Source organism: Pseudomonas sp. MF06569 (assembly GCF_059862735.1).
Map to the genome: position 1 here is coordinate 454,630 of NZ_JCBCUZ010000001.1, position 21,111 is coordinate 475,740.

Annotated in this window: 18 protein-coding genes; 12 read left to right on the plus strand and 6 right to left on the minus strand. The window is 58.6% G+C overall.

The window, feature by feature from the left end; genetic code table 11:
• Window positions 1-9 precede the first annotated feature (9 nt).
• From rsmA to AC19YQ_RS02180, 4 genes are read right to left on the minus strand one after another with little or no spacing between them, the layout of a single operon-like run.
• On the minus strand, window positions 10-828 hold the full coding sequence (gene rsmA / locus AC19YQ_RS02165; protein WP_219262876.1) for a 16S rRNA (adenine(1518)-N(6)/adenine(1519)-N(6))-dimethyltransferase RsmA: 819 nt from the start codon (window positions 826-828) through the stop codon (window positions 10-12).
• A complete protein-coding gene (gene pdxA, locus AC19YQ_RS02170; protein ID WP_500594483.1) occupies window positions 825-1,814 on the minus strand; it encodes a 4-hydroxythreonine-4-phosphate dehydrogenase PdxA in 990 nt (329 codons plus the stop codon). Before pdxA ends, rsmA begins: the two co-directional genes overlap by 4 nt.
• Window positions 1,811-3,145 (minus strand): peptidylprolyl isomerase SurA, encoded by a 1,335-nt coding sequence (surA, locus tag AC19YQ_RS02175; protein ID WP_133075310.1) that lies wholly within the window; start codon window positions 3,143-3,145, stop codon window positions 1,811-1,813. The genes pdxA and surA overlap by 4 nt, the downstream gene beginning before the upstream one ends.
• A complete protein-coding gene (locus AC19YQ_RS02180) occupies window positions 3,126-5,915 on the minus strand; it encodes an LPS-assembly protein LptD (protein ID WP_500594484.1) in 2,790 nt (929 codons plus the stop codon). The genes surA and AC19YQ_RS02180 overlap by 20 nt, the downstream gene beginning before the upstream one ends.
• A gap of 131 nt (window positions 5,916-6,046) precedes the next feature.
• On the opposite strand from AC19YQ_RS02180, the gene AC19YQ_RS02185 reads away from it, so the two are divergent.
• From AC19YQ_RS02185 to AC19YQ_RS02195, 3 genes are read left to right on the plus strand one after another with little or no spacing between them, the layout of a single operon-like run.
• On the plus strand, window positions 6,047-7,072 hold the full coding sequence (locus AC19YQ_RS02185) for an aminoglycoside phosphotransferase family protein (protein ID WP_133075312.1): 1,026 nt from the start codon (window positions 6,047-6,049) through the stop codon (window positions 7,070-7,072).
• On the plus strand, window positions 7,069-7,740 hold the full coding sequence (gene murU / locus AC19YQ_RS02190; protein ID WP_500594485.1) for an N-acetylmuramate alpha-1-phosphate uridylyltransferase MurU: 672 nt from the start codon (window positions 7,069-7,071) through the stop codon (window positions 7,738-7,740). The genes AC19YQ_RS02185 and murU overlap by 4 nt, the downstream gene beginning before the upstream one ends.
• 1 nt (window position 7,741) lies before the next feature.
• Window positions 7,742-8,506 (plus strand): TerB family tellurite resistance protein, encoded by a 765-nt coding sequence (locus AC19YQ_RS02195; protein ID WP_500594496.1) that lies wholly within the window; start codon window positions 7,742-7,744, stop codon window positions 8,504-8,506.
• A 6-nt stretch (window positions 8,507-8,512) separates the two neighbouring features.
• On the opposite strand, the gene AC19YQ_RS02200 is transcribed toward AC19YQ_RS02195, so the two are convergent.
• Entirely contained in the window at window positions 8,513-9,496 is a 984-nt protein-coding gene (locus AC19YQ_RS02200) for an alpha/beta hydrolase family protein (protein WP_500594486.1), read from the minus strand.
• 74 nt (window positions 9,497-9,570) lie between these two features.
• Between AC19YQ_RS02200 and AC19YQ_RS02205 the strand changes: the two genes are divergently transcribed.
• The 6 genes from AC19YQ_RS02205 (at window position 9,571) to AC19YQ_RS02230 (ending at window position 17,281) form a co-directional block, all read left to right on the plus strand.
• Entirely contained in the window at window positions 9,571-11,961 is a 2,391-nt protein-coding gene (locus tag AC19YQ_RS02205; protein WP_500594487.1) for a PAS domain-containing sensor histidine kinase, read from the plus strand.
• A gap of 13 nt (window positions 11,962-11,974) precedes the next feature.
• A complete protein-coding gene (locus tag AC19YQ_RS02210; RefSeq protein WP_339478009.1) occupies window positions 11,975-12,604 on the plus strand; it encodes a response regulator in 630 nt (209 codons plus the stop codon).
• A gap of 320 nt (window positions 12,605-12,924) precedes the next feature.
• Window positions 12,925-14,049, plus strand: coding sequence for an ABC transporter ATP-binding protein (locus AC19YQ_RS02215; protein ID WP_339478012.1), 1,125 nt, complete (start codon window positions 12,925-12,927; stop codon window positions 14,047-14,049).
• A 40-nt stretch (window positions 14,050-14,089) separates the two neighbouring features.
• Window positions 14,090-15,130, plus strand: coding sequence for an ABC transporter substrate-binding protein (locus tag AC19YQ_RS02220; RefSeq protein WP_133075317.1), 1,041 nt, complete (start codon window positions 14,090-14,092; stop codon window positions 15,128-15,130).
• 68 nt (window positions 15,131-15,198) lie between these two features.
• The gene (locus AC19YQ_RS02225) at window positions 15,199-16,446 is read left to right on the plus strand and encodes an ABC transporter permease (RefSeq protein ID WP_133075318.1); all 1,248 of its coding nucleotides are present in this window, start codon (window positions 15,199-15,201) and stop codon (window positions 16,444-16,446) included.
• 10 nt (window positions 16,447-16,456) lie between these two features.
• A complete protein-coding gene (locus AC19YQ_RS02230) occupies window positions 16,457-17,281 on the plus strand; it encodes an ABC transporter permease (protein WP_133075319.1) in 825 nt (274 codons plus the stop codon).
• Here the strand turns inward: AC19YQ_RS02230 and AC19YQ_RS02235 are convergent.
• Entirely contained in the window at window positions 17,278-17,736 is a 459-nt protein-coding gene (locus tag AC19YQ_RS02235) for an REP-associated tyrosine transposase (protein ID WP_500594497.1), read from the minus strand. The two genes, AC19YQ_RS02230 and AC19YQ_RS02235, sit on opposite strands and share 4 nt — an antisense overlap.
• 324 nt (window positions 17,737-18,060) lie before the next feature.
• Between AC19YQ_RS02235 and rpe the strand changes: the two genes are divergently transcribed.
• The 3 genes from rpe (at window position 18,061) to trpE (ending at window position 21,102) form a co-directional block, all read left to right on the plus strand.
• Entirely contained in the window at window positions 18,061-18,735 is a 675-nt protein-coding gene (gene rpe / locus AC19YQ_RS02240; protein WP_133075321.1) for a ribulose-phosphate 3-epimerase, read from the plus strand.
• Window positions 18,732-19,550 (plus strand): phosphoglycolate phosphatase, encoded by an 819-nt coding sequence (locus tag AC19YQ_RS02245; protein ID WP_133075322.1) that lies wholly within the window; start codon window positions 18,732-18,734, stop codon window positions 19,548-19,550. Before rpe ends, AC19YQ_RS02245 begins: the two co-directional genes overlap by 4 nt.
• A 70-nt stretch (window positions 19,551-19,620) precedes the next feature.
• Window positions 19,621-21,102, plus strand: coding sequence for an anthranilate synthase component I (gene trpE, locus AC19YQ_RS02250; RefSeq protein WP_133075323.1), 1,482 nt, complete (start codon window positions 19,621-19,623; stop codon window positions 21,100-21,102).
• The last annotated feature ends 9 nt before the right edge of the window (window positions 21,103-21,111 follow it).

Here is a 21,111-nt window from a genome sequence, read left to right on the forward strand (position 1 = left end):
TCTCGGCAATCAGTCGGCAGAGGGCGCTACGACAGGCTGTTCGCTGAGCTTGTCGGCCAGACGCACAAAGGCGGCAAGGTCGAGTTGCTCCGGACGTTTGCTGCCATCAACGCCAGCGGCTTCGATTTCATCGTTGCTGAGCAAGGCTTTGAGGGTGTTGCGCAGGGTTTTACGACGCTGGTTGAACGCTTCACGAACCACGCGTTCAAGCAGTCGATGGTCCTTGGCTGGATGTGGCAGCACTTCGTGCGGCACCAGTCGGACAATTGCCGAATCAACTTTTGGCGGCGGATTGAATGCACCCGGGCCTACGTTGAACAGGTGTTCGACGCGGCAGTGGTACTGGACCATGATCGAAAGACGACCCCAGTCGCCACCACCAGGACCGGCGGCCATGCGTTCAACCACTTCTTTTTGCAGCATGAAGTGCATGTCGCGGATCAGGTCGGCATTTTTCAGCAGGTGAAAAATCAGCGGTGTGGAGATGTTGTACGGCAGGTTGCCGACCACTCGCAGAGTACGGGGTGCAGCGTTGAGGCTTTTGAAGTCGAACTTCAGCGCGTCACCCTGGTGCAGGGTGAAGTTGCTCATCCCTGCGAACTGCCGATTGAGGATCGGGATCAGGTCTTTGTCGAGTTCCACGACGTCAAGTTGACCACCGCTGTTGAGAATGCCTTCGGTCAGGGCGCCCTGGCCCGGGCCGATTTCCAGCAGGCGATCGTCAGCCTTGGCGTGGATGGCGCGCAGGATACGGTCAATAACGCCTGCATCGTGCAGGAAGTTCTGGCCAAAGCGCTTGCGCGCCTTGTGTTGGTATTGCTCGTTCATATACGGGTCTCGGCCATCTGGTAGGCGGTTTCCAGGGCGACTTGCAGGCTGCCGGTGTCGATTTTGCCGCTACCTGCCAGATCCAGGGCGGTACCGTGGTCGACAGAGGTGCGGATAATCGGTAAGCCCAGGGTGATGTTGACTGCGGCACCAAACCCTTTGTACTTGAGTACGGGCAGGCCTTGGTCGTGGTACATCGCCAGCACTGCGTCGCAGTGTTCCAGATATTTGGGGGTAAACAGAGTGTCGGCAGGCAGCGGGCCACGCAGGTCCATGCCCTCGCTGCGCAGGCGCTCCAGGGTTGGTTCGATGATGTCGATTTCTTCATGGCCCAAGTGCCCGCCTTCACCGGCATGGGGGTTTAGCCCGCAGACCAGGATACGCGGTTGGGCAATGCCGAATTTTTGTTGCAGGTCGGCGTGCAGGATACGGGTAACCCGCATCAGTCGCTCGGGGGTGATTGCATCGCTGACCTGACGAAGTGGCAGGTGAGTCGTGACCAGAGCTACGCGCAGTCCGCGAGTGGCAAGCATCATTACCACTTGCTCGGTATGAGTCAGGTCAGCGAGGAATTCGGTGTGGCCAGAAAACGGAATGCCCGCTTCGTTGATCACGCCTTTGTGCACGGGGGCGGTGATCATTCCTGCAAAGTCGCCACTCAGGCAGCCTTGGGCGGCGCGGGTCAGGGTTTGCAGTACAAAGGCTGCGTTGGCCTTGTCCAGCGTGCCAGCGGTGACGGTGGCATTCAGGGGGGTATCCCACACGTACAAACTGCCTGCAGGCGCAGGTTGTTCGGGCCAGTTGCCAGGCCCTACAGGCAGCAGGCTGACAGCCACACCGAGCTGCGCGGCCCGCTCAAGGAGCAGGTCGCGGCTGGTGATGGCAATCAGGGGGTGTGGCTGTTGCTGCGAGGCGAGCAGCAGGCACAGGTCTGGACCTATGCCTGCCGGTTCACCGGGTGTCAGGGCAAAGCGCTGTGCTTTCACTGCGCGGCCTGATCTGCGCTGTCAGTTCCGGTTGCGCCTGGCAGCTTGATTTCAACGTAGGCTTCGTCGCGGATCTGACGCAGCCAGGATTGCAGCTCTTCGTCGTACTTGCGGTTACGCAAAGCGTTCATTGCCTGTTGCTCGCGTGCCTGGGTGGTGCTGTCAGTGGCGCGACGGCCAAGGACTTCCAGTACATGCCAGCCGTATTGGCTTTTGAAGGGTTTGGACAGCACGCCTTGTGGTGTGTCGGCCATTGCTTCGCGGAACTCGGGTACCAGCGAGTTGGGATCAACCCAGTTCAGATCGCCGCCGTTAAGAGCGGAACCCGGGTCTTCGGAGTAGTTTTTAGCCAATTCTGCAAAGTCTTCGCCGGCGCTGATGCGCTCGTAAAGTTTCTCAGCCAGCGCCTTGGTGGCCGCTTCGCTGCGAATTTCGCTTGGCTTGATCAGGATGTGGCGAACATGCACTTCGTCCACAACCACTGTTTCGCCGCCGCGTTTTGCATTCAGCTTGAGAATGATGAAGCCGCCAGGCGTACGCACTGGCGGTGTAACGTCACCCACAGGCATCTCGCTGAGCATGCGGTCAAAAGGAGGTGGCAGTTGAGCTGCTTTACGCCAGCCCATGTCGCCGCCTTCCAGTGCCGTGTCGCTGCCGGAGCGAGCGATAGCCATTTGCCCGAAGTCCGCGCCTTGCTTGAGCTTGTTGTAGACATCTTCGGCTTGCTTGGCGGCGTTCTGGATGGCATCTGAACTCGCGCTTTCAGGCGTTGGAATCAGGATGTTGGCCAGGTTGTACTCTTCGGACATCTGCATTTTGCCCAGATCCGAAGCCAGGAAGTTTTTCACTTCCTGATCCGTTACCTGGATGCGCTCAGCCACACGACGTTGACGCACACGGCTGATGATCATCTCGCGACGTACCTGCTCGCGGGCATCTTCATAAGACAGGCCGTCGCGGGCCAGAGCCTGACGGAACTGTTCGATGGTCATGTTATTGCGCTGGGCAATGGTGCCGATGGCCTGGTTCAGTTCCTCATCCGTGATACGGATGCCTGAACGCTCGCCGATCTGCAGTTGCAGGTTTTCGACGATCAGGCGTTCAAGCACCTGCTGGTCCAGAACGCTGGCAGGGGGAACACCCTGCCCACGCTTGGCGATGGTTTGCTGAACTTCGTGGACGCGCTGATCCAGTTGGCTCTGCATGATCACGTCGTTATCGACAATGGCCACCACTTTATCCAGGGGTTGTACCGCAGCGCTGGCTGCAGTACCCAGGAACAACGCGCCCAGCATTAGCGGGCGCAGACACTCAGAAAGCTTGATCTTCACGTTCACGATAACCTTGGATGCCTTTGTCGAGGAAGCTCTCTACTTTGGTGCCAACTACGCCACCGAGACCTTTCAGCACAACTTGGAGGAAGAGACCATGGTCGCCCTTCTCGTTTTGAGGGGCTTCTTGGGTGTACTCGTCGTTGGATACCCAATAACGGCTGATCAGACGAAGCTTCCAGCAGCAGTTGTCGTACTCGAAACCACCGAAGGCTTCCAGGGTACGGTTGCGGTTGTAGTCGTACTGCCAGCGGCTGATGGCGTTCCATTGCGGCACGATCGGCCAGATAACCGAGAAATCGTGCTGCTGGATCTTGTAGTAATCCTTGATGTAACCGGGATCACCCTTGGTGCCGAAATCGCCGCCGCCCACAGTCCACTTACCGGTGTACTGGTCGTAGCGAACCTGGTCGTTGCGATAGCGATAGCCGATGTTGACCACCTTGTTCGGGTTGTCTTCAGGCTGGTAGTGCATCATCGCACTGCCTGAACGCGGGCTGTGGCTTTCCGGATCCCAGTTGTAGTCGGCCGTAGCGCGCCAGTCGCGGTTGAAGCGATAGGCGTACTCCAGTGCATACGGTGACACATTGGAGGTTGCATCGGCACGGTCTGCATCGATGCCTGGCAACTGAACCTTGCGGTCCTTGAAGTAGTAGGCCTGGCCCACGCTGATGCGTTGACGTTCAAAGCCGTTGTCTTCGATCAGGCGGCTGGTCAGACCCAGCGACAGCTTGTTCTCGTCACCGACGCGGTCTGTACCGGTGAAGCGGTTGTCACGCCACAGCGAGGAATAGCTGAAGGTACTTTCGCTGGTGTCGAAAATCGGGATGTTGTCCTGATTGCGCTCAGGGACATACAGATAGAACGCACGCGGCTCCAGGGTCTGGCGGTAGTTGGTGCCGAACCAGTTGGTGTTGCGGTCGAAGTATAGGCCGCTGTCGACGCTTGTAATTGGCACGCTGCGGTTCTGAGAACCTTTGTAAACGCCGCCGTTGTAAGTTGTTCCATTTATCGCAGCTAAGGCTTGCGCATTAACAATGTCGCTCTTGCCGGTGCCATCCAGATCCAGATCGTACTGGGTGTACATGTACTTGAGGGACGGCGTGAGGTAGCCGTAGCTCCAGTTCAGCGGCAGGCTGACACTCGGGGCCAGGTTCATGCGCGTACCGTTGGCACGGGCCAGGCCTTGCACGTTGGTATCCAGACGTTTAGCTGTAGTGCCGTCTTCGTTGGTAAAGCTGCCGTTTTCGAGGCTGCGATCGAATCGAACCAGCTCGGTGTTGTAGGCGATGTTCAGGCCGCCCGGTTGCTGTGGCAGTGCACCATTGAGGGTCAGCTGCGGCAGCATGTTGTAAGGCGTGATCTGAGTAACAGTAGCCAGTTGATAGGCCTGTGCGTTCAGCCTGGCGGTATAGCTGTCGCCACGGTAGCTGACGGCACCTTGCTGGTTCAGGTAGTCACGGCTTTCAACGCCGATCTGATCACTTTCCAGGTCCTGGAAGTAATACGGGTCGCTGATCTTGGTGTAGTCGACTTCGGTCAGTACGCGGGAATCGAGGCCACCCTTGTGCTGCCAGTTGAGCATGTAGCGCTTGTCGGTGTAGTCGGTCTGGCGCTTGCGGTCGTCGTTATCGTCGTTGAGGTACGCGGCACCGAACTGGCCTTCGCTGGACTCGGTCAGGTAACGGAACTCGCCTTCCATCAACAAGCCGCGCTTGGTCATGTAGCGCGGGTACAACGTGGCATCGTAGTTGGGTGCCAGGTTGAAGTAGTACGGGGTCACGAGCATGAAGCCGGTGTCGGAGCTGCTGCTGAAGGACGGCGGCAGGAAACCGGACTGACGGCGATCGTCGATCGGGAAGTAGATGTACGGGGTGTAGAACACCGGAATGTCCTTGACCCGCAGCGTCACGTTGGTCGCCGTACCGAAACCGGTAGCCGGGTTCAACGTGATGTTGTTGCCCTTGAGTTGCCAGGCGTTGCTGCTGGGTTCGCACGTGGTGTACGTACCATCCTTGAGGCGGATGATCGAGTCTTCGGCACGCTTGGCGTACAGCGCACTGCCGCGAATGCGCGACTTGTGCAGCACGTATTCGGCGTTGTCGACCTTGGCCGCACCCGTGTCCAGTTGAACATCGGCGTGGTCGCCGACGATCAGGGCCCCGTTGTCGCGCAGGCGAACCTTGCCAGTGAGCTCGCCACGGCTTTCAGCCTGATACAGGCTGGCTTCGTCGGCTTCGATCTGCATGCTGCCCTGACGCATTACGACGTCACCGGCCAGGGTCGCGACCTGCTCTTCCTGCTGATAGCGGGAGGCCTTGGCGCCGATAAAGGTCGGGGAATCGCTTTTGCTGGTCGTGTCGTTCATGCCCGGACGGATGGGCTCTACGTACGAACCGGCGCAGTACGGACCGGTTTCGGCCAGTTGCGCTGCGGTCAGTTTGTCACGTGGCACCCAGTCGAGATGGCTGTAGTCGTCACTGCGCGCTTTTAGCGCACGGCCTTTGGCCTCAGTCACCAGCGGGGCCTGTTTGACCTGCTCGCTGGTTTCACCGCTGGCACCTACAGACCCGTCGGCATGGGCCGGACGCGGTGGCAGTTGCGCCACGCTGTTTTTTGGTGCGCAATCCCAGCCACCCGAAGCCGACACGGAACAGTCATACTGCTCCTCGGCAAACGCGAACGGCGTGGCTAGAGGTTGCATGGCCAGCAAACTGCCGGTTACCAGCAACGGAAATTTTTTACGAAACGCGGGGGATTTCAATGCCATCTTATTAGTCCGGGCTTCCTGCGTGCCATCAGCCCGCGGTGGGGGACCGCACGCCTATCGATGGTCTGGAAAAGATTCTGGATAATAAAGCATGACCCGCTTGACGGCTAGCACCGTCGGAGACCCTTGTAATGCCTGACCAAGATGTACGCTTGCAACACCTGAAAGTTTGGCTGGATGAGCAGTTGGCAACCTTGTTCGCGAATGAGGGGTGGGGTGCTGTGCCCCCGGCCACGCTGACTGCTGCCAGTAGCGATGCGAGTTTCAGACGCTATTTTCGCTGGGAAGGCGAGGGTCGCAGTTTTGTCGTCATGGATGCGCCGCCGCCCCAGGAAAACTGCAAACCTTTCGTCGATATTGCCGATTTGTTGCGTACTTGCCAGATAAACGTACCGAAAGTTTATGCCCAGGACCTCGATCGCGGCTTTCTTTTGCTCAACGATCTGGGCAATAAAACCTTTCTTGACGTGATTAACAGCACCAATGCCGATGAGCTGTTCAAGGATGCGATCGAAGCCTTGCTGGCGTTTCAGCAACTGCCGATGGTCGAGCCGTTGCCTAGCTATGACGTGGCCTTGTTGCGCCGCGAGCTTGAGCTGTTCCCCGAGTGGTACGTACGGGCTCACCTGGGTGTTGACTTCAATGAACAGCAGCTGGCTGCCTGGCAACGGGTCAGCACACTGCTGATCGACAGTGCGCTGGCACAGCCCAAGGTGCTGGTGCACCGCGACTTTATGCCACGCAACCTGATGCTCAGTATTCCCAATCCCGGTGTGCTGGACTTTCAGGACGCCGTGTATGGCCCGGTGACGTATGACATCACCTGCCTGTTCAAGGACGCCTTTCTGAGTTGGCCCGAAGAGCGCGTGCGTGCCTGGCTGCAGGATTACTGGAAGCTGGCATTGCCCCTGGGCATCCCGGTGCAATCGAACTTTGAAGAGTTCCTGCGCGCCAGCGACCTGATGGGTGTGCAGCGGCACTTGAAAGTGATCGGCATTTTTGCCCGCATTTGTCACCGTGATGGCAAACCGCGCTACCTGGCCGATGTGCCGCGCTTCTTCTCTTATATAGAAGGCGTGTTGGCGCGGCGTCCTGAGTTGGCCGAGTTGGGTGAGCTGTTCGCCAGCCTTGGACTCGTCAGCGAGGCCGATGCATGAAAGCGATGATTCTGGCTGCCGGCAAGGGCGAGCGCTTGCGGCCACTGACCCTGCACACACCAAAGCCATTGATTTGCGCTGGCGGTGTGCCACTTATCGAGTACCACTTGCGGGCACTGGCGGCGGCGGGGTTTACCGAGATCGTGATCAATCACGCTTGGCTGGGCCAGCAAATTGAAGATCACCTGGGGGACGGTTCGCGCTTTGGCGTCTGCATCCGTTACTCCCCTGAGGGCGAGCCACTTGAAACCGGTGGCGGGATTTTCAAGGCGTTGCCATTGTTGGGTGCTGAGCCTTTTGCGGTGGTGAACGGTGATATCTGGACCGATTACGACTTTGGCGCCTTGCGTCAACCGCTGACGGGGCTGGCCCACCTGGTATTGGTGGATAACCCGGCGCATCACCCCACCGGTGATTTCTGCCTGAACGGCAAGCAGGTTGAAGATGGTGTGCCAGGTAGCGATACGTTGACCTACAGCGGTATTGCCGTGCTCCACCCGGAGTTGTTCAGGGAATGCACGGCTGGTGCTTTCAAGCTGGCACCTCTGTTGCGCAAGGCGATGGTTGAAGGGCAAGTAACGGGTGAGCGTTTGCTCGGGCACTGGGTCGATGTGGGCACACATGAACGTCTGGCCGAGGTCGAGTCGCTGATTGAGAGCTCCCGCTAAAATGCTGTGGCCAGGGACTCTCGTTGGAGCCGGAGCGGGTTTTTTTATAGCCAGCATTCCGGGGGCCATGCTCGGGGCTTTATTGGGGCAAGCGCTGGACCGGCGCTTGCAGCTGCACAGTTGGGCGCATTTGCTTGAGCGCCTGGGTGCCCGGCCGGTGTTGCGCAACGATGAGCTGTTATTTGTGCTGCTCGGTCGACTGGCGAAAAGTGGAGGGCGAGTCGTGGACAGGCACATCGAGCAGGCGCGGCTTGAAATGCGTCAGCTCGACATGGAGCCCGCAGCCCAGAAGCGTGCCATTGCGGCGTTCAATCGCGGCAAGTCAGGTAATGATTCGTTGCGCGGCTACCTGCGGCGTCTTAAAGCTCAGCCCCATGCGGCAGAAGGTGTGTTGCGCGCCTGCTGGCGGATGATACTGGCTGATGGCCGCGTTGCCCCCCAGGAGCGTGAGTTGATCACGCGCTGGGGGAGCTGGCTGGGCTGGACACGGCAACAGGTTCTGGCATTGGGGGGCGAATATGACGCCCCTAAAAAGCCGGTGGCGACTCGCGGCGGGACTTATCAGCAATCGCTGACCTTGCTTGGGGTTACGGCTACCAGTGATCCTGCGCAGATCAAACGTGCCTATCGACGATTGCTCAGCCGTCACCATCCGGACAAGGTTGCTGGCACAGGTGCCAGTACGCTGCAGGTAAGAGAGGCCACGGAAAAAACCCGTGAGCTGCATCAGGCCTACGCCTTTATCCGTGAACAGCACGGTTTTTAACGGCGCTTACTTGTCCACAGGCTGGGGGCTGAGCCAGCCGCGAACACGACGAAACAGTTGCTCCTGTTCGCCATCCCGATTCCCCGGGATGGCGAACAATCCTACCTGCTTGAAATTCGAACCGTTGGCTCGCTTGCTTGCCTGCAATCGTTGCAAGGCGGCTTCGCGGGCAAGTGGCTGGTCCTTGTAGAAAATATCCAGCAGCGCCACGTCAAGGGCGGGTGTCAGTTGGCTCAACTCTGACTTTGCCTGGGCGGGTTTGTGCGCAGAAATCATGACCAGTTTCTGAATCTGGGCCGGGTGCTTTGCGCTGATATAGCGCGATGCCCAGTAGGCGCCTGAGCCGTGGCCGAGCAAAACAATACTGCGCATGTTTTGTTTCTGGGCAAAGGAGATGGCCGCGTCGATGCGGGCAAAGATGCGCTCGGCATCCGTTTCACTCAAAGCATCAACGGTTTCAATGCTCTCGGGCTCCGGGCTTTCGGTGCCTGCACTGGCCGCCTGCTCGATGGGTTTGGCTGTGGTGCTGGCTGCTTTGCTGCTACTGTCTGTCGCTAATGTCGTAGGAGTTTTTTCTGGTTCGACTTCCCGCGCCTGACTGGCTTCGCTTTGCATGTCCGGCAAGCTCAGGCTCAGGCTGGCCCAGTTGGCGTCCGGCAGCTTGTTGCGCAGAGGGCCGACAACCAGCGGCCAGTCGGCGGTTTCACCGGCCCCGGGAATGATGATCACCGCACCTTGAGGGGCGGTGCTGTTGGCGGGTTTCCAGAGGGCAAGAAAGCTGTCGCCCGGGGCTTGAAGCTGTTGCTGTTCGTGTTGCGGAACCTGTCGCTCAAGGGCCGCTGCGTCTTCCTGGCTGCGCTCGGGCAGCGGTTCACGCACGGCAGGTTTGGGCTGGGCCTCGGCCTCGGCTTCTGTTGCAAACACTGGCGAGGCGAGTGGCAACAGCAGCGACATGTACAAGGCCGGTAGTACCAGACGATAAGAAAACATCAGTGATTCCAGGCCAGAAGTAGTCCCGGCAGCGTAATGGGTTGATCAGTATTTGTCAGGGTGTGAGCGTTTAGATGAGACGTTTTTGCTATCTGTGGGTTATCGGCTGGTTATGGCTGCCCTTAATGGGCAATGCGGCGCCTGTGCCTGCGGCCCAATTGTCGGCGGATCAGCGCGAGTGGCTGGCCCAGCACAAGGAACTTCGGGTAGGGCTTGTCTTGCAGGCGCCCTATGCCAAGTTTGATCAACGGTTACAGCAGCTTTCGGGCGCCAACGTCGAGCTGATGAAGTGGCTGGCCCAGGCGCTGGATGTTGAGCTGATATGGCGTAACTATCAGGACCTGGCGCAACTGGAGCAAGCTGCCCGCGCCGGAGAAATCGATCTTGTGCCCGGCTTGACCCAGACCCCGGCCGGTTTGCGTTTGTGGCAGTTTTCCGATCCTTACATGCGTGTGCCGCAGTTGTTGGTGGGCACACGTAATGGCACCGGTTCGGTGGACCTGGAGCGGGTCGACAGCCAGACCCGGGTCGCGGTGCGCATGCCCAGCGCCACGGCCGATTTTTTGCGCAGCAGTTACCCCGGCCTCAACCTGCAAGGTGTGCCTCTGGAGCGTCAGGCTCTGCAACTGCTGCTCAGTCAGCAAGCGACTTATGCCGTTATCGATGAAGCCCAGCTCAGTCGTTTGTCGGTCGAGCCGGAGTTCGCGGAGCTGGCCGTGGTGGGTGATGTCGGCTTGCCCCAGCTGTTGCGGGTTGCGACGCGCCGCGACTGGCCCCAGTTGGCCGGTATCGTTGAGCGCGGGCTGCATGCGATCCCGGCACGGGACATGGAGCAACTGCACAGCCGCTGGCTGCAGCCCAAGTATCCGCACCTTGGGCCATCGCCCGGCTTTTGGCAGAACCTGAGTTTACTGATGGGTGCGTTGTTGCTGGCCAGCATGGCGATTGTGGTGTGGCAGCGTCGCCAGCAAACGGCCCTGGAGCGCGCGTTACTCAGCGCCCGCGAAGATCTTGTCGTGCGCACAGCCAGCGCCCAGGCGCTGCGCTTGAGCCAGTTCTCAATCGACCAAAGCCCGGTCGGTATCTTGTGGGTCAATTGGGACAGCCACGTGCGCTATGCCAATCGAGCGGCTGAAGACATGCTCGGCTATCAGCCGGGTGCCGTGCTGGATCGACCGTTAAGCGATTTTGAACCGGGTCTGAACATGGACCGTTGGCTGAATATGTGGCGGCGTGCGCGCAATCACAAAGAGGGTGTTCACCGCAGTGAAACCCTCTGCGTGCGAGCCGATGGCAGTGAGTTTCCCGCCGATGTGACCTTAAGTTTTCTGCGCTTTCAGACGTCGGAGTACTTGGTCGTGTACCTCAATGACATCACTGAGCGGCACCGGGTGCAGGCCGCCTTGCAAGAAAGTGATGCGCGCTTGCAGGGCATTGCTGCCAACGTACCGGGGCTGGTCTTTCGTCTGGAGCGTTCGTTGCTGACGGGTGAACTGGATTTCCCCTATATCAGTGAGGGCAGCGAAAGCCTTGCCGGTTTTTCTCCGGCAACACTGCGCCTGCGCGAGGTAGGCCTGCGCAGCCTGGTGCATCCTGATGACAGGGCTGACTACCATCGAGTGCAGGACATGGCGCTCGACAGCGACAGTGACTGGTCATGGCAGGGTCGGATATTGACCCGTCAGGGGCAGCAGCGTTGGGCCGAAATCAAGGCGATAACCCGTCGCCTGGATGATGGCACCGTAGTATGGGATGGCATTGTCTGGGATATCAGCGAAAGCAAGCGCATTGAACTTGAGCTGGACAGTTCCCGCGGTCAGTTGCGTGAATTGTCGGCGCACCTCGAAAGTGTGCGCGAAGAAGAGAAAGCGCGCATCGCCCGTGAGGTTCATGATGAGCTGGGGCAGATGTTGACGGTGCTCAAACTGGAAACCTCGATGTGCGAGCTGGCTTACGCGCAGCTTGATCCGGGGTTGAATGAGCGGCTCAACAGCATGAAAAAGCTGATTGCCCAGCTCTTTCAGTTGGTGCGCGATGTGGCCACGTCACTGCGCCCACCGATTCTGGATGCAGGTATCAGTTCGGCCATCGAGTGGCAGGCCAGGCGCTTCGAGGCGCGCACGCACATCCCGTGTCTGGTGCAGGTGCCGGAGCACTTGCCGCCGCTTGGAGCGGCCAAGGAAGTGGGCTTGTTTCGTATCTTGCAAGAAGCGCTGACCAATGTGATGCGCCATGCTCACGCGCACACGGTTGAGCTGACCTTGAGTGTGGAAGGCAAGGAGCTGTGCCTGAACATCAGCGATGATGGGCAAGGCTTTGTGCCTGATACTGGCAGGCCGACGTCCTTCGGCGTCGTGGGGATGCGTGAGCGGGTCTTGATGCTGGGCGGAACCTTGTCTCTGCACAGTGTTCCGGGGGAGGGGACGACCCTGATTGTACGCGTGCCTTTGGTTGATAAAAGTTGATGAGGAATTGCCCGTGATTCGTGTACTGGTAGCGGAAGACCACACCATTGTGCGTGAAGGGATCAAGCAATTGATCGGCCTGGCCAAAGACCTGCTGGTGGTGGGTGAGGCCAGCAATGGGGAACAGTTGCTGGAAACCTTGCGTCATGTGCCGTGCGAAGTCGTGCTGCTGGACATCTCCATGCCCGGGGTCAATGGCCTTGAGGCGATACCGCGTATTCGGGCCTTGAACAATCCACCGGCAATCCTGGTGTTGTCGATGCACGATGAAGCGCAAATGGCGGCGCGGGCGCTGAAGTTTGGGGCGGCGGGTTATGCCACCAAAGACAGCGACCCGGCGCTATTGCTGATGGCGATCCGCAAAGTGGCGGCAGGGGGGCGCTATATCGACCCGGACCTGGCTGACCGCATGGTGTTTGAAGTGGGCCTGACCGATTCGCGCCCTTTGCATGCCTTGCTGTCCGAGCGTGAATTTTCGGTGTTCAAGCGCCTGGCCCAGGGCGTTAACGTCAATGACATTGCCCAGCAGCTGGCGCTGAGCAGCAAGACCATCAGCACCCACAAGGCGCGCCTGATGCAAAAGCTCAACGTCACGTCGTTGGCCGAGCTGGTGAAATACGCGATGGAGCACAAGCTGGTCTGACGGCCAACATTCTCTTGTGGGAGCGGGCTTGCTCGCGATGGCTTCACCGCGATTTGCCTGACAGACCGTAGCGCCTGAATCGCGAGCAAGCCCGCTCCCACAACTATCGAGCATGTCTGTTTACGACCCTGATTGGCCGGCCCTGTGCCACGTTGCCGGGTTTGCCGCGCCTAACCGTTCCGTTTACGACATCTCTGTAGGGCAATCCCTACCCAAAGCCTTCCAGCCTCCTGATGTGAATCTCTCTCGCCCCCCGATTTCTGTGGGGTAGCCGCTTCTTTAGTCTTGGGCTACGGCAGTCCAAAACAAAAGGTGTGGTTATGAGTGAGGTCGGTGCAAGCGCTGGGGCGGATGAGATTCTGGTCAGCTTTCGTGGCGTGCAAAAGAGCTACGACGGTGAAAACCTGATCGTCAAAGATCTCAATCTGGAGATTCGCAAAGGCGAGTTCCTGACCTTGCTCGGGCCTTCCGGTTCGGGCAAAACCACCAGCCTGATGATGCTGGCCGGTTTCGAAACGCCAACCGCCGGTGAGATTTTGCTGGCCGGGCGTTCGATCAATAACGTGCCGCCGCACAAGCGCGACATCGGCATGGTGTTTCAAAACTATGCGCTGTTCCCGCACATGACTGTGGCCGAAAACCTCGGCTTTCCCCTGTCGGTGCGCGGGCTGAACCGAACCGATATCAGTGAGCGGGTCAAGCGGGTGCTGAGCATGGTTCAGCTCGACGCCTTCGCCCAGCGTTACCCGGCCCAGCTGTCTGGCGGCCAGCAACAGCGTGTGGCGCTGGCCCGTGCGCTGGTGTTCGAGCCACAGCTGGTGCTGATGGACGAACCTTTGGGGGCTCTGGACAAGCAACTGCGCGAACACATGCAGATGGAAATCAAACACCTGCACCAACGCCTGGGCGTGACCGTGGTCTACGTGACCCATGATCAGGGTGAAGCGCTGACCATGTCCGACCGCGTTGCCGTGTTTCACCAAGGTGAAATCCAGCAAATCGCCCCGCCGCGCATGCTCTATGAAGAGCCAAAAAACACTTTTGTTGCCAACTTTATCGGCGAGAACAACCGCCTCAATGGCCGCCTGCTCAGCCAGGACGGCGATCGCTGCGTAGTCGAGCTGAGCCGGGGCGAGAAAGTCCAGGCACTGGCGGTGAATGTCGGTCGTACAGGTGATCCGGTCACCCTGTCGATTCGCCCTGAACGTATCAGCCTCAATGGTTCCAGCGAGTCGTGCACCAATCGGTTCTCGGGTCGGGTTGAGGAGTTTATCTACCTGGGCGACCACGTCCGGGTGCGCCTGGAGGTCTGCGGCATGAACGATTTCTTTGTGAAACAGCCGATTGCCGAGCTGGACCCCACCCTGGCCGTCGGCGACGTCGTGCCGCTGGGCTGGCAGGTCGAACATGTACGTGCGCTGGACCCTCTCTTAGAGGCGAATTGATCGCCCCGGCTTCACCAACCCTGCACAGTGGAGAATAACAATGCATACATCCTTCAAGTTCACGGCCTTAAGTCTGGGCCTGATGTTTGCGGCCAATGCACTGGCCGCAACCGATCTGACCGTGGTGTCGTTTGGCGGCGCAAACAAGGCCGCCCAGGTCAAAGCGTTTTACGCCCCTTGGGAAGCCAAGGGCGACGGCAAGATCATTGCCGGGGAATACAACGGTGAAATGGCCAAGATCAAGGCCATGGTCGACACCAAAAGCATCTCCTGGGATCTGGTAGAAGTGGAATCTCCGGAGCTGTCCCGCGGTTGCGACGAGGACATGTTCGAACCCCTGGACCCGGCGCTGTTCGGCAATCCTGATCAATACGTCAAAGGCGCGATTCAGTCCTGTGGGGCAGGCTTCTTTGTGTGGTCCACCGTTCTGGCGTACAACGCCGACAAACTGAAAACCGCGCCAACCAGCTGGGCGGATTTCTGGGACACCAAGACCTTCCCGGGTAAACGCGGGCTGCGCAAAGGCGCCAAATACACCCTGGAATTCGCGTTGATGGCTGATGGCGTCGCGCCCAAGGATGTGTACACCGTGCTGGCGAGCAAGGACGGTCAGAACCGTGCCTTTAAAAAGCTCGATGAGCTCAAGCCGAGCATTCAGTGGTGGGAAGCGGGCGCACAGCCGCCTCAATACCTGGCCTCTGGTGATGTGGTGATGAGCTCGGCCTACAACGGTCGAATCGCTGCCGTGCAAAAAGAAAGCAATCTGAAAATCGTGTGGAACGGCGGCATCTACGATTTTGATGCATGGGCCATCCCTAAAGGCCTGGGCAAAGCCAAGGCGGACGCGGCGAAGAAGTTCATGGCGTTCACCCTGCTGCCACAACAGCAAAGCGTCTATTCGCAAAACATCGCTTATGGCCCGGCCAACAAGGAGGCGATGCCATTGCTGCCTAAAGAGGTTCAGGCCGACATGCCTACAGCCCCGCAAAACATCGCCAACCAGGTGCAGATCGATGTCAGCTTCTGGGCTGACAACGGCGAGCAACTGGAACAGCGCTTCAACGCCTGGGCTGCCAAGTAAGCAGCGCTGACATGCGGTGCGATCCATTGGGTCGCACCGCCATCGTTTAAAGTTTTTCGGAGTTCGCCATGGCCGTCGCCGTTCCCCTGAACGAGGTCTCCAGCCCCACCTTGAAGAAGCGCCTGGCGCATGCCGAGCGGATCAACCGCTGGAAGGCGCAGGCGCTGATTGCCCCCTTGGTGATCTTTTTGCTGCTGGTGTTTCTGGTACCGATTGCGGCATTGCTCTACAAAAGTGTCGGTAACCCGGAGGTGGTCGAAGGTTTGCCGCGCACGGTGGTTGCCGTGGAGAGCTGGGATGGCAAGGGCTTGCCCGCCGAGCCTGTGTACAAGGCCCTGAGTGAAGACTTGGCCGAAGCCCGCAAGAATCAAGTCTTGGGCGATTTGTCCAAGCGTCTGAATATGGAATTGGCCGGCTATCGTAGCCTGTTGATGAAAACCGCCAAGGCGCTGCCATTCAAGGCGGCCCCTGAGTCTTACAAAGATGCGATGGAAGTGATTGATGAACGTTGGGGCGACCCGGCGTACTGGCAGGCGATCAAGCGCAACAGCTCCAGTGTGACTGCGTTTTATCTGCTGGCGGCGGTCGATCACCGCATCGATGATCTGGGTGAAATCGCCCAGGCCACTCCCGATCAGTCGATCTACCTGGACATCTTCGCCCGTACCTTCTGGATGGGCTTTGTGATCACCTGTATTTGCCTGGTGCTGGCCTACCCGTTGGCGTATTTGCTGGCCAACCTGCCAACACGGCAAAGCAACCTGTTGATGATTTTGGTGCTGTTGCCGTTCTGGACCTCGGTGCTGGTGCGGGTCGCGTCCTGGATTGTGTTGCTGCAGTCAGGCGGTCTGATCAACAGCGCGTTGCTCAGCATGGGCCTGATCGACAAGCCGCTGGAGCTGGTGTTTAACCGCACCGGGGTTTACATCGCGATGGTGCACATTCTGTTGCCGTTCATGATCCTGCCAATCTACAGCGTGATGAAAGGCATATCGCCTACCTATATGCGTGCAGCCATCTCGCTGGGTTGCCATCCGTTTGCGAGCTTCTGGCGGGTGTACTTCCCACAGACCTACGCCGGTATAGGAGCAGGTTGCTTGCTGGTGTTCATCATTGCTATTGGCTACTACATCACCCCGGCCTTGCTCGGCAGCCCGAACGACCAGATGGTCAGTTACTTCGTGGCGTTCTACACCAACACCAGCATCAACTGGGGCATGGCGACAGCATTGGGCGGCTTGTTATTGCTGGCTACCGTCGTGCTGTACCTGATGTACAACTGGCTGGTAGGCGCCAGCCGCCTGCGTTTGAGTTAAGGAGAGCGCCATGCTGAGCCCCTACATGTCACCCGTTGAGCGGGTCTGGTTCTACAGCTTGCGCATTCTTTGCGGGCTGATTCTGTTGTTCCTGATTTTACCGGTGCTGGTGATTATTCCGTTGTCGTTCAACTCGGGCAGTTTCCTGGTGTATCCGTTGCAGGGTTTTTCGCTGCACTGGTATCAGGATTTCTTCGCCTCAGCGGAGTGGATGCGTGCCCTGAAAAACAGCGTGATCGTGGCCCCGTTGGCGACTGTACTGGCGATGGTATTCGGCACGCTGGCGGCGATCGGCCTGACTCGAAGTGACTTTCCGGGCAAGGCACTGGTGATGGCCCTGGTGATTTCGCCGATGGTGGTGCCGGTGGTGATCATTGGTGTGGCCAGTTACCTGTTTTTTGCGCCGCTGGGACTGGGTAACAGCTACATCTCGCTGATCGTGGTGCATGCGGTCTTGGGTGTGCCGTTTGTGATCATTACCGTGTCGGCGACATTGCAGGGCTTCAACCACAATCTGGTTCGGGCGGCTGCCAGCCTGGGAGCCTCACCGTTGACGGCCTTTCGCCGAGTGACATTGCCACTCATTGCCCCGGGGGTGATTTCGGGGGCGTTGTTTGCCTTTGCGACATCGTTTGATGAAGTAGTGGTCACCCTGTTTCTGGCTGGCCCTGAACAGGCGACCTTGCCACGGCAGATGTTCAGCGGCATCCGCGAAAACCTCAGCCCTACCATTGCAGCGGCTGCGACCTTGCTGATTGCGTTTTCGGTGGTGTTGTTGCTTACGCTTGAATGGCTGCGCGGGCGTAGCGAGAAGCTACGCACGGCACAGGCCTAGAACCAGCAAGCATCCCACAAGGGGTAATCACCGATCCGCGTGGTCAATTGGGCGCGGATCGGGTTTTTGATGATGTAGCGGGCTATGTTTTTTATGTCCTCTTCCTGGCGCAATGCTCGATCGTGATAGCCTTTTTGCCAAATGCGTTCGTTGGTATTGGCTCGTTTATTGATACTAACGCTGCTGCGCGACTTCACCCGGCACATCAACTCCCCAAGTGTTTTATCTTTTAGCTCGACCAACCAGTGGAAATGGTCAGGCATCACGACCCATGCCTTGGAGATCGCAATCCCTTCGTCATGCGCCTGTCTAAACTGTTCCACAACAAGTCTACCTACATGGAAGTCTTTGAAAATGGGCTGTCTTTGCTGAGTGATGGTGGTTAGAAGGTAAAGGCGCCCGCATTCTGAGTGGCGGCCGATACGCAGGCGGTAAGCGTTCTTTGTTGTAGGCAATCCATTGCCCTCCATTGCTGTGTTTTCCTAAACCTAGATCACTCCCAGACATGGCATTTACGCAATTATTGACCAAATATTATGGCACCCGTAGCAGCTGCCGAAGGCTGCGTCCGAGTGCGAAGCGCTCGTAAATCGGTCACCCAGTAATGCCTGGAAGAAAGGGGTTCCAGATTTTACGGCCTTCGGCCGGACGTCGCCTTCGGCAACTGCTACGGGAGGTTGCGTGGTATTGCCGGGCCAATCATCGCTGCTACGGTGTGCGGCACATAGCCAGCGGTATACAATGCGCGCCACCGTGTTTAGCCCACTAAAAGGTGCGTCATGCAGCCCTTCGCTATTGCCCCATCGATTCTTTCCGCCGATTTCGCCCGCCTTGGCGAAGAAGTGGACAACGTACTCGCCGCGGGTGCTGATATCGTTCACTTCGATGTCATGGACAATCATTACGTACCCAACCTGACCATCGGCCCGATGGTCTGCTCCGCCCTGCGCAAGTACGGCGTCACTGCCCCTATCGATGCGCATCTGATGGTCAGCCCGGTTGACCGGATCATCGGCGACTTTATCGAAGCCGGCGCCACTTACATCACGTTCCACCCCGAAGCGACCCAGCACATCGACCGCTCCCTGCAACTGATCCGCGAAGGCGGCTGCAAGGCAGGTCTGGTATTCAACCCGGCAACGCCGCTGGATGTACTCAAGTACGTGATGGACAAGGTCGACATGATCTTGCTGATGAGCGTCAACCCAGGCTTTGGCGGGCAAAAATTCATCCCCGGCACCCTGAACAAGCTGCGTGAAGCCCGCGCGCTGATCGATGCATCCGGCCGCGAGATTCGCCTGGAAATCGACGGCGGCGTGAACGTTGGCAATATCCGTGAAATCGCTGAAGCCGGTGCCGACACCTTTGTCGCCGGTTCCGCCATTTTCAACACGCCAAACTACGAAGAAGTCATTCAGAAAATGCGTGCCGAGCTTGCGTTGGCCCGCCCATGAGCCGCTTTGAGCAGCTACTTCAGGGCCAGCTGCCAAAATTGGTGATGTTCGATCTGGATGGCACCCTGATTGACTCGGTACCGGATTTGGCAGAGGCCGTGGAGACCATGCTGCTCAAGCTGGGTCGACCACCCGCCGGGATTGAAAACGTGCGGTTGTGGATCGGTAATGGTGCGCCGATGCTGGTGCGCCGTGCCCTGGCCGGCAATATGGACGGCAGCGGTGTTGATGACGCGCAGGCCGAGCAGGCACTGGAAATTTTCATGGAGGCCTACGACGGCGGCCATGAACACACCAAGGTCTATCCCGGTGTACGCGAAAGCCTCAAGTGGCTGCAAAAGCAGGGCGTTGAAATGGCCCTGATCACCAACAAGCCCGAGCGCTTTGTCGCGCCCTTGCTCGATGAGCTGAAGCTGGGGCGGTTTTTTCGCTGGATTATCGGTGGCGACACCCTGCCACAGAAAAAACCTGACCCGGCCGCGCTGTTGTTCGTGATGAAAATGGCTGGCGCCACCCCGGCCCAGTCGATGTTTGTCGGCGACTCACGCAATGACGTACTGGCGGCCAAGGCTGCCGGCGTTCGTTGCGTCGCGTTGAGCTACGGCTACAACCACGGTCGTCCGATTGAAGAAGAGTCACCGGATATGGTGATTGGCAACCTGCAAGAACTGATAGCCGGTTGCTTAGATTCTGCGCCTGAGATAACGTTGGGCAATTCTGTTTCCCCCTCTCGAAGAGATTCTATCGTGGTGGTCACTCGCAAACTCTGGATGAAAGTTATCAAGGCCCTGGCCCGTTGGCGTTGGCGCGCCTGACTTGAATCTGGCCGCATAGTCGGCACGTTTGCATACCTGACCGTTTTACCCTCAGACCACGAGGCACCTCATGATCCGCGAAGAATTCCTGCGTTTGGCCGCTGCCGGCTACAACCGTATCCCCCTTGCACGCGAAACCCTGGCTGATTTCGACACGCCGCTGTCGATCTACCTGAAGCTGGCCGATAAGCCCAACTCCTATTTGCTGGAGTCGGTGCAGGGCGGCGAAAAGTGGGGGCGTTATTCGATCATTGGCTTGCCATGCCGCACAGTGCTGCGGGTGCATGATCACCAGATCAGCGTGACCCATGACGGTGTCGAGATTGAAGCCTGCGAAGCGCAAGATCCGCTGACGTTCGTTGAAGAATTCAAGGCCCGTTACAACGTGCCGACCATTGCCGGTTTGCCGCGCTTCAACGGTGGCCTGGTGGGCTATTTCGGTTATGACTGCGTGCGTTATGTTGAGAAGCGTCTGGGCAAATGCCCGAACCCTGATCCACTGGGTGTGCCGGATATCCTGCTGATGGTGTCTGACGCCGTGGTGGTGTTCGATAACCTGGCCGGCAAGATGCACGCGATCGTGCTGGTCGATCCGGCGCAGCCTGACGCTTATGAAGAAGGTCAGGCCCGGCTCGAGGCCCTGCTTGAACAGCTGCGTCAGCCGATTACCCCGCGTCGTGGCCTGGACTTCACGGCACAGCAAGCGGCTGATCCGGTGTTCCGTTCCAGCTTCACCCAGAACGACTACGAGAAAGCCGTCGACACGATCAAGGACTACATCCTCGCAGGCGATTGCATGCAAGTGGTGCCGTCGCAGCGCATGTCCATCGACTTCAAGGCTGCGCCGATCGATTTGTATCGCGCGCTGCGTTGTTTCAACCCGACGCCTTACATGTACTTCTTCAACTTTGGCGACTTCCACGTCGTGGGCAGCTCGCCAGAAGTGCTGGTGCGGGTTGAAGACAACCTGATTACCGTGCGCCCGATTGCCGGAACCCGCCCCCGTGGTGCCACCGAAGAGGCCGATCTGGCGCTCGAAGAGGACCTGCTCAGTGATGACAAGGAAATCGCCGAGCACTTGATGCTGATCGACCTGGGGCGTAACGACACGGGCCGTGTCTCTGAAATCGGCTCGGTCAAGCTCACCGAAAAAATGGTGATCGAGCGTTACTCCAACGTGATGCACATTGTGTCCAACGTGACAGGCCAGCTGAAAAGCGGGCTGACGGCGATGGATGCACTGCGTGCAATTCTGCCGGCGGGCACGTTGTCCGGCGCGCCTAAAATCCGTGCGATGGAAATCATCGACGAGCTGGAACCGGTCAAGCGTGGTGTGTATGGCGGCGCGGTCGGTTATTTCGCCTGGAACGGCAATATGGACACGGCAATCGCCATCCGCACAGCTGTGATCAAGAACGGTGAACTGCACGTGCAGGCTGGCGGCGGCATTGTCGCTGACTCGGTCCCGGCCCTTGAGTGGGAAGAGACGCTGAACAAGCGTCGCGCCATGTTCCGGGCCGTGGCACTGGCCGAGCAGACTCCACGGGATTGATTGCCAACC